The following is a 12,746-nucleotide window of genomic DNA, read 5'->3' as shown; positions in this document are numbered from 1 at the left end:
ACAGAAGTCGCTGAGCGCTCCAACATCCCGGCCCGCCACCACCACCGTAGACACCACCCAAATCACTGTCGAGGTGGCTTGAAGTTCCTTAGGAACTCATTGATCGGCTCAGAACCCCTTGTTTTGCTGGGGTTTCTCACATGCTGGGCCCACCAATTTCCCGACTCCTGTCCTGGCAGTCACCGGGTAACGAGTGAGGGCGCTAGCGCGCCCTCCTCAACCAACGGAGACAGGTTTCGAGACGGGCGCTAGCGCGCCCTCCTCAACCAGCGGCGCAGCGGCTAGCGCGCCTTCACGCCGAGCAGCTCGCGCGCCTCGGTGGTGGTCATCGGGGTGCGCTGGGCCAGGCGGCCCACGGCCACCGCACGCTCGACGAGCTGGGCGTTGGACTCGACGGGGACTCCCTTGCTGATGGTCAGCACGTCCTCCATGCCGACCCTCAGGTGACCACCCTTGGAGAGGCTGGCGTACATCACCGCCAGCGTCGAACGCCCGATGCCGGTGGCCGACCACGAGGTGACCGACGGGGGCAGGTCGCGAACGGCGGCCACGAGTGCGTCGGTCGTGCCGTTCATGCCGCCGGGCACGCCCATCACCAGGTCGCAGTGGACCTTGCCACCGTAGGGCGGACCGTAGGTGTCCAGCAGCCGCGTCAGCGCGTGCACCTGGCCGAGGTCGAACAGCTCGAACTCCGGCACCACCTCGCGCTCCTGACTGAGCTGGTAGAGCTCGGTGACGAACGGCCACGGGTTGGAGAAGACGTCATCGCCGAAGTTGGTGGTGCCCATGGTCAGGCTGCACGAGTCGGGCTCGGCGTCGAGGACCTTGAGACGGAGGTCCAGCGGGTCGTGCACCGAGCCACCGGTGGAGAGCTGGACGACGAGCGAGGTCGATGCGCGCAGCGCGGCGACGGTGTCCTTGAGCCGCTGACCGTCGAGGGTCGGTCGGTGCTCGCCGTCGCGGATGTGGACGTGGATCATGGCGGCGCCGGCCGCCTCGCAGGCCACGGCCGTGGCGACGAGCTCCTCGAGCGTCGTCGGCAGCTGTGGGCAGTCGGCCTTGGCGGTCTCGGCTCCGGTGGGCGCAACGGTGATGAGGAGCGGTTGGTTCACGGCGGCATCGTGTCAGAAGCGACCCGCGTTGAGGTCAGGCTGGGTGCCGTCGAGATCGGTGAAGCCGTAGTCGCGGGCGAGCACGGCGACGTCCATGGTGCGACCGGTGAAGCGGATCGCATCCGGGTCGGCGGCCAGAGCGACCACGGCTCGCGCGGCGTAGTGCGGCGTCTCGGTGCGCCCGTCGAGCTCTCGCGGATCGTGGTGGACCTCCATCAGCTCGGTGCGCATCCAGCCGGGTGCCACCGCGACGCAGGCGATGCCCTTGTCGCGCAGGTGGTGGCCCAGGGCGTAGACCAGCCGGTTCTTCGCGGCCTTGCTCGACTCGTAGGGCACCCAGGCCGGCGGCTCGGGAGTGTGCCAGGTCGTGGTGATGATCGTGCCGCGGCCGGCCGGACCCATCGCGTGCTTGAGCACCGTCATGTCGGTCACGAAGTCGGAGTAGGCGCCGGCAAGCAGCATGTCGCGAAACTGCGTCATCGGCTCGTCCCACACCTCCTCACCGCTGGGATCCTCACTGGCGGGATCCTCACTGGCCTCGTCGTGGTGGTCGTGGCCTCCCCAGGCGTTGTTGACCAGCACGTCGATGCGGCCGTGCCGAGCCAGCACGTCATCGACCAGTCGGCGTACGGCGGCGGGGTCGGTGTGATCGCACGTCACCGCCTCGGCCGACCCGCCGGCCTCCTCGATCATCTCGACCGTCCGGTCGAGGGTCAGGTCGTCGACGGCGGTCTGGGTCGCCGAGCCGCGCCGGCTGCGGCCGGTCGCGATCACCTGGGCGCCTGCGGCCGCGAGCTCGCGGGCCACTGCCCGCCCGAGCCCGCGCGACGCGCCGGAGACCAGCGCCACGGTGTCGGTCAGGGTCTTGTTCTCACTCATGGGACCACAGCATCACCGACGCCACCGACAGCGCTGGATCGCGTTTGCCGACCCCGAGGCTGGCAGACTACGGCGCGATGAGCGCGACCTACGACGTCCTTGTCGTGTGCGAGGGCAACCTGTGCCGCTCCCCCTTGGCGGAGCGGCTGTTGCGCTTGCGGCTGGCCGACGCACCAGACGTGCACGTGAGCAGTGCGGGCACCAACGCGAGCGTCGGGAACCCGATGGACCCGATGGCCGCCGCTGAGCTCACCCGGCTCGGAGGCGACCCCGGCGACTTCGCAGCCAGGCAGCTCACCGCTGAGCTGGCTCGAGCAGCTGACCTCGTGCTGACCGCGACCCGGGCCCAGCGCTCCTTGGTCGTGGGCATGGCACCTGCTGCGCTGAAGCGGACCTTCACCCTCCTGGAGATGGCCGTGCTCCTCGACGAGCGACCCTGGGCCGACCGAGCAGAGCAACCCGACGACGACCGTCGCGCTGTCGTCATCCGCGCGTCCGACTGGCGAAGCACCGTGAGCGGGCGGGGTGAGGCACTCGACATCCCCGACCCGATCGGGCGCTCGGTCGAGGTCCACCGCACCGCGGCGGAGGTGGCCGACCTCGCCACGTCGGTCGTGGCCGACTTCCTGCGCGGAGCGGCGGGGTGAGCGAGGCCGGCACCGTCAACGCCGTCTCGTCGCGCGCCTGGAGCGAGTTGCTGCACGCCGAGGTCGGCGCACGACTCGGCGCAGCCGGGATCCCGTGCCTGCACATCAAGGGCCCCACGGTCGCCACCTGGCTCTATGAGCCTGGGGAGCGGTCCTGGGGCGACGTCGACATCCTGGTGCCGCCGAGCCGGATGAACGCTGCGATCGAGATCCTCCTCGCTGCCGAGTTCTCCTACCGCGACCCCGGGATGCGCTGGTGGACCAGCGAGGACCACGCGCTCACCCTCAAGTTCGACCCCCATGGCGACGCCGCGCGCAAGGTGGCGGCCGAGGTCGACATCCACCATCGGTTCTTGGGCATCGAAGGCGACCCCGAGAGGGTGTTCGCGGAGCTCTGGCGCCGGCGCGAGCCCTACCGGCTGGCCGAGCTCGAGGTCTGGTTCCCCGACCTCGCCACGCGCCGGCTGATCGCCGTCCTCAATGCCGCGCGCGACCCGCAGGGCGACAAGGCACCCCGAGACCTGCGGCGGTTGCTCGCCGGCGCCACCGACGCCGACTGGGCGCGGACCATCGCGCTGGCCGGGCGGGTGGAGGCGCTCGAGGCCATGCGCGCCGGCCTGGAGCTCGAGGAGATCGGCCGTGAGGTGGTCGCACGTACCTCCCTGTCCGACGTACGCGTGTCGTCCGCGGTCCGGCTGCGGGCCGAGGGATCGAGCCGCACCGCGGTGCGCATCCAGGAGCTGCGCACGTTCGGCACCTGGAAGAAGGTCAAGATGCTGGCCGGCTGGGTGGTCCCGTCCCCCGCCGTCATCCGGATGCGCGAGCCCTCAGCGGCGGGCAGCCCGTGGCGGATGGCTCGCGCCTACCTCCACCGCTATCGACAAGGTGCCCGTGAGCTGCTGGCGATGAGGCACGGCCGCCCGACGGCCACGTCGACGCCGATGCCCACCGACCCGCGGCCCGCACCGCACGAGCCCCCACCTCCCCTTCCGTCGAGCCTGCCTGCCCAGGAGATGGGTCAACCCACGGGTACGTCGAACCTGGTGCTCAGCCTTGCCTCGCTGGCGCGCCCTGACGGCTCGGTCGCCCTGGTCTCCGGGGAGCTCGACGCAGCGTTGGTGCAGCGAGGCTGGGCTCCAGTGACGGACGTGGCGACCGAGATCGACCCGGAGAACCTGGAGGTGCTGGCCGACAGGCCCGGTCAGGCGCCTCGAGAGGTCCGGCTGCTCGTCGTCGCGGAGTACGACGAGCAGCGAGCCGGCCCCGACGTCAGCCTTGATGCGACCCGGCTCTCGGCAGCCGAGGTGGCCGACTTCGTGACCGTTCACTCCACCGACCTCGGCGACGTCGAGGGTGGTCCGGAGGCCGTGCTGGCTCGACTGGTCCGCCGAGTCCCGGCGTACCGGCTGGCCTACTCCGACGACGGGCGAGCGGCCGACGAGGTGACCCGACTGTGGCGCGTGGCCATGGACGACGCGACCGCAACGGTGCCGGCTGCCACAAGCCCGCCGGTGACGACGGGCTATCGCCGCGCGGATCACGTCGCCGCCTGTCACGACCGCGACCAGGTGGTGCTGCTCGACCTGCACAACGGGATTCGGCAGGTCCTCAGCCCGACAGCGGCCGCGATCTGGGATGCGTTGCTCGCGACCGGCTCACTGCCTGCTGCCATCGCGGAGCTGGAGGAGGAGTTCCCCGACGCCCCGGGTCTGGCCGAGGACACCGTGCGGTTCGTCGCCGAGCTCGAGGAGCAGGGCTTCGTCGAACGCGCCCGGACCTAGCCCTTGGATGCGACCCTGCGGCCCTTGGAGTCGGCCCGCACCTTGCCGCGCGTGCCCGGACGAGGCTTGACCGAGGCCAGTGGCGCACCCAGCTCGGCGGCTTCCGCAGCTGTGCCGGTGAAGCGGTAGTAGCCGTAGCGACGAGCATCGGACTCGTTGACGGGCACGAAGTTCAACGCGACCCCGGCGAGCTTGGCACCGACCGTGTCGAGCTGGCGGACCGCGCTGGCCAGGTCGCGCTTCTTGGTGCGGTGGGAGGCGACCACGAGCAGCGTGCCGCCCGCCAACCGGTCGAGCAGCACGGCGTCGACCACGGGGACGACCGGCGGGCTGTCGATGAGGATGAAGTCGAACTCGTTGGCGAGCTTGTCGAACAGCTCACGCATCGGCTCCGAGCCGAGCAGCTCGCTGGGGTTGGGCGGGATCGCACCGGCGGTCAGCACGTGGAGGCTGGTGTCGTGCCACCGCTGGATCACCTCGTCGACCCCGGCCTGGCCCAGCAGCACGGTCGTCAGGCCGGCACCGCCCTCGATGCCCATCGTGCGGGCGACCGAGGGGTTGCGCAGGTCGCCGTCGATCAGCAGCACCCGTCCACCGGTGGTCGCCATCGCCATGGCGAGGTTGACGGTCGTGGTCGTCTTGCCCTCTCCGGGCATGGCGCTGGTGACGATGAAGGAGTGACGTCCGGTCGTGACGTCGACGAACATCAGGTTGGTGCGGAGGCGTCGCACGGCCTCGGCGTAGCCGCCGTGGGGATCTCGCTCGAGCGTGACCACCTCGGTCTTGCTGCGGTCGATGGGAAGCTCGCCGAGCATCGGCTTGCTGGTGAAGGCGCGGATGTCGAGCTCGTTGCGCACCTTGGTGTCGAGCGTGTGCCGCACGAAGGCGAGACCGATGCCGAGCAGCAGGCCCGCGAGGGCGCCCAGGACGAGGTTGCGGGTGGGCTGCGGCGAGCTGGGCGTGCCCGGCACACCGGCCGGCGTGATCTGCTTGGCCACGAGCGTCAGGTCCTGGGCCGAGAGCAGCACCGTGAACTGCGGCGCCACCTCGGCCAGCACACCGCCCACCTTGTTGGCGATGGCAGCTGCGAGCTGTGGGTTTGGGTCGCTGGCCGTGATCTCCAGGATCCCGGCGGTGTCCTCGTTGACCGACGCGCTGACGTCGAGGGGCGTGCCCACCGGCACCCCGACCGCCTCGCGGAGCGGTTTCATCACGGTGGGTGAGTTCAGCACCGCGATGTAGGTGTTGAGGTCGGCGGTCGAGACCAGGTAGGTCGGGCTGGTGCCCTCCTCGGGCGTCGGGTCGGTCGCCTGCAGGAAGAAGCTGGAGTGCGTGGTGTAGATGGGCGTCTGGGTGTAGGTCAGCGCGGCCGCGATCCCCACGACCGCGGCCAGGCACGCGAGAACGATGCGCCAGCGCGTCCGCAAGACCACCAAGAAGTCACGCAGCTTCACGCGGCACACCCCAATCTGAGCTCCACGCCCAACGGTCGGGCGCGCGACGGATGACCGATTGTCGAGTCCGCCAGACCCTTTAACGATAGCCTGGGCGAGGCATCGTCGCGGGGAGTGAGGGAAATGCGCGTCCTGCGGATCTTCCACAGTGCGGTCGTGGACGGGTGGCGCGAACGCGAGCGCCAGCTGCGTCGGGGCGGCACCGACGTCGACCTGCTCACGGCCAGGCGCTGGAACGAAGGCGGCGCCGATGTGCGCCTCGTGCCTCGGCCGGGCGAGCCGGTGAGAGGCCTGCGGACCTGGGGTCGGCACCCCGCGCTGTTCGTCTACTCGCCGCTGCCGCTGTGGCGCGCCCTGGGCGGGACCTACGACGTGATCGACGTCCACGAGGAGCCGTTCGCGCTCTCGACCGCTGAGGTCCTCCTGCTCCGACGATTGCGCGGCCAGCGCGCGCCCTATGTCCTCTACTCCGCCCAGAACATCGCCAAGCGCTATCCGCCGCCGTTTCGCTGGCTCGAGCGTTGGGCCCTGCGTCACGCCGCGGGTCTGAGCGTGTGCAACAGCGAGGCCGGACGCATCTGCGAGCGCAAGGGCCTGCCCGGCCACGCGACGCTGATCCCTCTCGGCGTCGACATGCGGTCGTTCACACCCGCCCCGCGACCCGGGTCCGGCGGCCGCGTCGTCGGGTACGTCGGAAGGCTCGCGCCGCACAAGGGCGTCGAGGTCCTGCTGAAGGCAGTGGCCGGGATGCACGACACGACGCTGCGGGTCGCCGGCGCCGGACCCGACGAGTCGTCGCTGCGCGCCTGCGCCGAAGCACTCGGCATCTCGGCACGCGTGGACTTCGCCGGCTCGCTGGCCCAGGAGGCGCTGCCCGACTTCTACCGGTCGCTCGACGTACTCGCCGTCCCGTCGCTGCCCACCCCCGGATGGCTCGAGCAGTTCGGGCGCGTCGTCGTCGAGGCGATGGCGTGCGGTGTCCCCGTGGTGGCCAGCGACACCGGCGCGCTGCCCGACGTCGTCGCAGACGCAGGCCTGCTCGTACCTCCCGGAGACCCGGAGGCACTGCGATCGGCCCTGGCCGGACTGCTCGACGATGACGGACTGCGCCACGACCTGGCGCAGCGTGGGCTGGCCCGGGCCCAGCAGTCGTCATGGCCCGAGGTGGCGCGCGCCTACCGCGCCCTCTACGACACCGCCGTACTCCCGTCCGAGGCGGTCGACGGACCAGGCGTACGTCGTGGGGTCGAGGTGGTCGTGGTCGCCTACGGGCGCGCCGACCTGCTGGCCGCTGCGCTCGAGCCGGTGCGCTCGCTGCCGGTCACGGTCGTCGACAACTCCTCCTCGCCCGACGTGGCCGAGGTCTGTGCTCGCCTGGGCGTGCGCTACCTCGACCCCGGCCGCAACGCCGGATTCGGAGCTGGCGTCAACCACGCCCTCGCGAGGAGGCTCGACCCCGACGCCGACGTACTGCTGCTCAACCCCGATGCCGTCGTGGAGCTCCACGACGTCCAGCGACTGCACGAGGCCCTTCTCGAGGACCCGACGCTCGCCTCGGTCGGGCCGTCCCAGGTCGACGAGGAGGGTCGCGCGTCCCGGGTCACCTGGCCGTTCCCCTCGCCCGGGCGGGCCGCCCTGGCGGCCAGCGGGCTCACCGGCATCCTCGGCCGCGTACTCGGCAACGCCCACTCCGACGCCGACAGCTTCGTGATCGGGTCGGTGCTGATGCTGCGCCGGGAGGCGCTGGCCCAGGTCGGCGGCTTCGACGAGGACTTCTTCCTCTACGCCGAGGAGACCGACTGGGCCTACCGGGCCCACCTGCTGGGCTGGCGCCACCGCGAAGTGCTTCAGGCCCGGGCCGTCCACGCCGGGGCCGCCACCAGCTCCGACTCCGCTCGTCGCGACACCCACTTCCACGCCTCCCAGGAGCGCTACCTGCGCAAGCACTTCGGGCCCGCTCGCTGGCAGCTGGCCCGAACAGCCACCATCGTCGGCTCGGCCTTGCGCGGCACCCTGCTGCCCGGCGAGCGCGGCAGACAGGCCCGCGCGCGCGCCACGCTCTACGTCACCGGACCCCTCGAGGCCGAAGCCGCCCTGGCGCCCACCGCCCCACCGACTGCGCGCGCGAGCGCTCCGAGCGAGGTGTGACGATGACGGAGTCGTTCACCTTCCTGCGCATCATGAGGTTCCTCGGGCTTGCGGTGATGAGCTGCGCCGGCGTGGCACTCGTCGGGGTGATCGCCTACCTGGTCCCCACACAGCCACTGGTCTCGCTCGGGCTGGCGGCCGCCGTCTGCCTGTTCGGGTTGACCCTGGTCGACTCCGCGATCGTGCCGCTGCTGATGGTCGTGCCCGTGCTGGCGACCTACCGCATCGCCGCCAATGGCGTCGACCTCGCTCTCTCCGACGCGGCGCTGTTCGTGGCGTTCTTCCCGGCGCTGATCTTCGCCCAGCGTCCCTACACGCCTACCATGCGCGCCCTGGTGTGGATCGGCGTTTCCTACCAGGCCGCCACGCTGTTCACGGTGGTCGCCAACCCCTACCGCGCCAACTACATCGAGTGGGTACACGCCGGCATGCTGATCGTCGGCGCCCTGGTCGTCGGCTGGAGCATCGGGCGCGAGGGCCACGCCCGGCTGGCCCTGACCATCCTGGTCGTCGCGATCAGCGTCCTCGGCATCGCGGCCATCGCCCAAGGACTCACCCAGTACGCATCAGGCAACTTCAGCGGCGTCTATCCGAGCTGGCCCTTCGCGATGCACAAGAACGCCGCGGGCTGCCTGCTCGGCTTCGCGGCCGCGATCGCCTACGTGCGGCCGTCATGGCTGCGCTGGAGCCCGTGGTTCGCCTATGCGTGCTTCTGGATCTGCTTGGCGGGCCTGGGCGTCACCCAGTCGCGCCAGGCGATGGCCGGCCTGGCCGCAGCCCTGATCGTGATCGTGATGCGCACCCACGACAAGGGTCGCGAGCGCCGCTCGAAGGTCATCTTGCTAGCCGTGCTCGGCGCCACCGGGTTCGTGCTGGTGATGGTGCGCAACCAGATCGCCTCCGGCGACGAGCACAACTCCTTCTTCCAGCGCATCGACTGGTTCAACGAGTCGATGCGCATCTGGGAGACCGACCCGTTGTTCGGCGTCGGGCTGCGCTGGTGGTACACCGACCGCTTCGAGGTCGCCTTCCAGCCGCCCAACGCCCTGCTCGAGACGCTGAGTGCTGCCGGGATCGTCGGCCTCGCGGGGTTCGTGGTCTTGATGTTCGGGAGCCTGGCGGTGCTGTGGCGGATGGACCCGAAGTACGGCCTGATCGCGTTCACCGTCGTGCTGAGCCGGTTCGTCCAGGGCCAGCTCGACCTGTTCTGGGTGGCCGTGCAGACCTCCGTGCCGTTCCTCATCGCCGGCATCTGCCTGGGCGCCCACGGCCGTGAGCTGGCCGAGCAGCCCACGGGCGAGGGTTGGCTCACAGAGCAGGCGAACGCCGCCGAGCTGGAGAAGACGGTCGCGTGAGCCCAGCGCCACCTCCAGGCCTCGACCTGGTGCACGTGTGCTGCACGAGCTCCTTCGCGGGCGTCGAGCGGCACGTCAGTGAGCTCGCGGCCGCCCAGGCGGCGGCCGGCCACCGCGTGACGATCGTCGGTGGCGACCTCGACCGGGTGCGGGCCGTCGCTGGGCACGCCGTGACGGTGCTCCCCGGCCATGGCGTCCCCGGCGCCCTCCGGTCTTTGCGCCGCGTCCGTCGTCCCGACCTGGTCAACGTGCACATGACGGCGGCCGAGGTGAGCCTCGGCCTGGCCTGGTGGCTTCGAGGAGTGCCCGTGGTGAGCACGCGCCACTTCGCCTCACCACGCGGCAGCAGGCTCATCGCCAGGCCGGCCGTCCGCCTCGGGGCCCGCCGGGTGGACGCCCAGCTCGCCGTCTCGCACTACGTCGCCGAGCACGTCGACGGAGCCAGCACGGTGGTGCTCAGCGGAGTGCGCAGCGACCCCGGCAGGGTCCCGGCGGCCGAGCGTGAGCCGGTGGTCCTGGTCGCGCAGCGGCTCTCACCGGACAAGCACACCGACATGGCGGTCCGCGCCTTCGCAGCATCCGGCCTGGCAGCCCAGGGCTGGCGGCTCTCGGTGGCCGGCCAAGGGGCCCTCCTCGCCGAGCTCGAGCAGCTCGCCGACGACCTCGGAGTGGGAGACACCGTCGACTTCCTGGGCTACCGGGCCGACGTACTCGACCTCATGCGCCGAGCCGGCATGTTCCTGGCTCCTCGCATCGACGAGGCGTTCGGCCTCTCGGTGGTCGAGGCGATGGCCCGCGGCCTGCCGGTCGTCGCCGCCGGATCGGGCGCCCACCTCGAGACGGTCGGCGGCACACCTGGCGCGTTCCTGTTCCGACCCGGCGACGCCGAGGACGGCGGTCGGCAGCTCGCCGAGCTCGCCGGCTCACCAGACCTCCGCGACGACTACGGCGCCCGACTCCAAGCCGTGCAACGCGAGCAGTTCACGGTCGACGAGCAGGCCCGCCGCACTCAGGCCGTCTACGAGGGTGTGCTGTGAGCGACCTCGTCGTGGTGTCCCTGGAGGCCTGGGACGGCGTCTGGCGGCGCAACCAGCACCTGGTCTCGAGACTGCTCGCGCTCGACCCCGGCCTGAGGGTGCTGTTCGTCGAGCCTCCTGTCGACGTGCTGCACGGTTTGCGGCGTGGCACCGGCCTGCGTCGCGGACGCGGCCTGCGGGCCGAGCACCTGCCTGGCGCCGAAGGTCGCCTGCACCTGTTCGAGCCGACCAAGTGGCTGCCACGCAGGGTGGACGGACGCGCAGACGGCCGCCTGGCCGACGCGGTCCTGCGGTCCGCGCGGCGCCTCGGCATGACCAGCCCCGTGCTCTGGCTCAACGACCCGCTGGCCGCTGACCTGTTGCGGCGCAGCGGGTGGCCCGCGCTCTACGACATCACCGACGACTGGCTCCAGGCACAACGCCCCGACGCGGTGAAGGCCCGGCTCGTGGCCGCCGAGAGCTACCTGCTCGATCACTGCGAGCACGTGGTGGTCTGCTCCCCCCGGCTCCTGGAGACCAAGCACGGCAAGCGCACGACGCTGGTCCCCAACGCCGTCGACGTCGACGCCTACCGCGGCGACCTCCCGCGCCCGGCCGACCTGCCGACGGGCAGGACCGTGGTGTACGTCGGAACGCTGCACCGCGACCGGCTCGACGTCCGCCTCAGCGAGGAGCTCGCCCGGTCGCTGACGGGCACGGCGGTCCTGACCTTCGTGGGTCCGGTCGCCCTCGACGAGCGCGACCGGCAACTCCTCATCGACGCCGGTGCGCACCTGCTCGGGCCGCGCGAGCACGCGCAGGTCCCCGCCTACCTCAAGCACGCCGATGTGCTGGTGGTGCCCCACGTCGTCAACGCCTTCACCGACAGCCTGGACCCGATCAAGGTCTATGAGTACCTCGCGGCCGGGCGACCCATCGTGAGCACCCCTGTGGCCGGCTTCCGCGAGCTCGACCGCGCACTGGTGAGCGTGGTGCCCGCCACCGAGCTTGCTGACCGCGTGCGAGAGGTGCTGTCACGGCCGCCGGCCATGCCCGGGTCTGACGAGCCCGCGGTGCCATCCTGGGACGACCGGGCCAGCGCGATGCGCAGGGTGATCGACGAGCTCCCGACGCCGCCGCGGCCCGATCAGTAGCCTGATCCCCATGGGCGACTCGGCGATCCACCACGTATTTCCGTATGACCCTGAGCACCTGGGCGTGTCCCTCGACCAATGGTGGCGCGGACAGCTCCAGCGCTGGCCGCTCGCAGCCGTCGCCCGCACCACCCAGGCGTCCCGGAGCATCGTGCACGTGATCGCTTCGCGATCCGACGTGCTGCACGACAGGCCCCAGACTCCGCTGCGGCTGGTCGTCCACCGCACCCTCTACTCCAACGCCCGACGCCATGCCTGGGGTGACGACTGGGCCCTCTCGCTCGGACGAGCGTTGCGGCGTACCGGCCCCGACGACGTGGTTGTCGTACACCAGGAGGGCTACGCCGCCGGCCGGCTGACCATGCGATACGCCCACCACGCGCGCTGCGTCTACGTCATGCACGGCCGCGGCGCGAGCAGCCTGCCCGTGCACGAGGCCGCCGACTACTCGGTCGTCCTCAACGACGACGCCCGCGACGAGATGCGCGCCATGGGCGTGCCCGACAGCAGGGTGCGACAGGTGGTACCGAGCATCGACCGGACGTTGTTCGGTCCCCCCGGCCGGTCAGCCGACCTGGGACTGGGCAGGGAGCAGGGCAGGGAGCAGGGCAGGGAGCAGGTCGTGGGATGCCTCGGCCGGATCGACCCGGGGAAGGGGATCTTCGAGCTCCCCGACATCCTGCGAGCGCTGGCCGACCTCGACGTGCGGCTCGAGCTCGTGGGCAGCCCCACTGACGAAGCTGTCGCGCGTCGGGTCGACGAGGCGTTCGCCGGGTTGCCTGTCGACGTCCTCGGAGAGCTCTCGCCCGAGCAGGTGTCCGCCCGCATGAAGGTCTGGACGGCCATGGTGATGCCGTCCTACGCGGAGGGCATGCCGATCTCGGCGCTCGAGGCGCTCAGCTCGGGCGTCCAGCTGGTGGGGGTCACGGGTGTGATCCCGCGGTCGATGGCGCAGCGCCGCGGCGCCCTCGTCGGTCCGCGGGAGTCCCTGGCCGAGCGAGTCCGGGAGGCCCTGACCCAGCCGCAGGAGACCGAGACCGACTGGATCCCCGATCACAGCGACGGCGCCCGCACGTGGGAGGAGATCTACGCCGCACTGCCGTCGTGGAGACCGAGATTCCGACCGAGCGCACGCCCGCTCGTGGGCCGTCTGACCCGCATGCGCAGACCGCGCTGGGCCGCGCCGTCCCGGTAGGTTGG

Annotated in this window: 10 protein-coding genes; 7 read left to right on the top strand and 3 right to left on the bottom strand. The window is 71.2% G+C overall.

The annotated features are described in order from the left end of the window. Positions 1-281: 281 nt before the first annotated feature. Positions 282-1,112, bottom strand: a complete 831-nt coding sequence (locus ISU10_RS13900; protein ID WP_194697003.1) for a beta-keto acid cleavage family enzyme — start codon at positions 1,110-1,112, stop codon at positions 282-284. Between the two features lie 12 nt (positions 1,113-1,124). After that, entirely contained in the window at positions 1,125-1,991 is an 867-nt protein-coding gene (locus tag ISU10_RS13895; RefSeq protein WP_194697002.1) for an SDR family NAD(P)-dependent oxidoreductase, read from the bottom strand. Between the two features lie 77 nt (positions 1,992-2,068). Between ISU10_RS13895 and ISU10_RS13890 the strand changes: the two genes are divergently transcribed. Then, complete coding sequence (locus ISU10_RS13890; RefSeq protein ID WP_194697001.1) at positions 2,069-2,638, top strand: arsenate reductase/protein-tyrosine-phosphatase family protein; 570 nt, start codon at positions 2,069-2,071, stop codon at positions 2,636-2,638. Further along, positions 2,635-4,419 (top strand): PqqD family peptide modification chaperone, encoded by a 1,785-nt coding sequence (locus tag ISU10_RS13885; protein WP_194697000.1) that lies wholly within the window; start codon positions 2,635-2,637, stop codon positions 4,417-4,419. Before ISU10_RS13890 ends, ISU10_RS13885 begins: the two co-directional genes overlap by 4 nt. Here the strand turns inward: ISU10_RS13885 and ISU10_RS13880 are convergent. Beyond that, positions 4,416-5,873, bottom strand: a complete 1,458-nt coding sequence (locus ISU10_RS13880; protein ID WP_194696999.1) for a tyrosine-protein kinase domain-containing protein — start codon at positions 5,871-5,873, stop codon at positions 4,416-4,418. The genes ISU10_RS13885 and ISU10_RS13880 overlap by 4 nt on opposite strands. Before the next feature lie 123 nt (positions 5,874-5,996). Here ISU10_RS13880 and ISU10_RS13875 point away from each other — a divergent pair, with 123 nt between their 5' ends. From ISU10_RS13875 to ISU10_RS13855, 5 genes are read left to right on the top strand one after another with little or no spacing between them, the layout of a single operon-like run. Further along, the gene (locus ISU10_RS13875; RefSeq protein ID WP_228500846.1) at positions 5,997-8,021 is read left to right on the top strand and encodes a glycosyltransferase; all 2,025 of its coding nucleotides are present in this window, start codon (positions 5,997-5,999) and stop codon (positions 8,019-8,021) included. A 2-nt stretch (positions 8,022-8,023) separates the two neighbouring features. Next, complete coding sequence (locus tag ISU10_RS13870; protein WP_194696998.1) at positions 8,024-9,376, top strand: O-antigen ligase family protein; 1,353 nt, start codon at positions 8,024-8,026, stop codon at positions 9,374-9,376. Further along, complete coding sequence (locus tag ISU10_RS13865; protein ID WP_194696997.1) at positions 9,373-10,413, top strand: glycosyltransferase family 4 protein; 1,041 nt, start codon at positions 9,373-9,375, stop codon at positions 10,411-10,413. The genes ISU10_RS13870 and ISU10_RS13865 overlap by 4 nt, the downstream gene beginning before the upstream one ends. Beyond that, the gene (locus tag ISU10_RS13860; RefSeq protein ID WP_194696996.1) at positions 10,410-11,546 is read left to right on the top strand and encodes a glycosyltransferase; all 1,137 of its coding nucleotides are present in this window, start codon (positions 10,410-10,412) and stop codon (positions 11,544-11,546) included. The genes ISU10_RS13865 and ISU10_RS13860 overlap by 4 nt, the downstream gene beginning before the upstream one ends. A 10-nt stretch (positions 11,547-11,556) precedes the next feature. Next, positions 11,557-12,741: a glycosyltransferase family 4 protein gene (locus tag ISU10_RS13855; protein WP_194696995.1), complete on the top strand. Its 1,185-nt coding sequence runs from the start codon at positions 11,557-11,559 to the stop codon at positions 12,739-12,741. Positions 12,742-12,746 lie beyond the last annotated feature (5 nt).

The sequence above is a fragment of the Nocardioides agariphilus genome (genome assembly GCF_015352445.1).
Classification (GTDB): domain Bacteria; phylum Actinomycetota; class Actinomycetes; order Propionibacteriales; family Nocardioidaceae; genus Nocardioides; species Nocardioides agariphilus.
This window is presented reverse-complemented; position numbering and strand designations above follow the sequence as displayed.

Bases quoted from the DNA above. Each gene is read 5' to 3' on its own strand.
- ISU10_RS13895 (WP_194697002.1), bottom strand. From the start codon at position 1,991: ATGAGTGAGAACAAGACCCTGACCGACACCGTGGCGCTGGTCTCCGGC.
- ISU10_RS13890 (WP_194697001.1), top strand. From the start codon at position 2,069: ATGAGCGCGACCTACGACGTCCTTGTCGTGTGCGAGGGCAACCTGTGC.
- ISU10_RS13875 (WP_228500846.1), top strand. From the start codon at position 5,997: ATGCGCGTCCTGCGGATCTTCCACAGTGCGGTCGTGGACGGGTGGCGC.
- ISU10_RS13870 (WP_194696998.1), top strand. From the start codon at position 8,024: ATGACGGAGTCGTTCACCTTCCTGCGCATCATGAGGTTCCTCGGGCTT.
- ISU10_RS13855 (WP_194696995.1), top strand. From the start codon at position 11,557: ATGGGCGACTCGGCGATCCACCACGTATTTCCGTATGACCCTGAGCAC.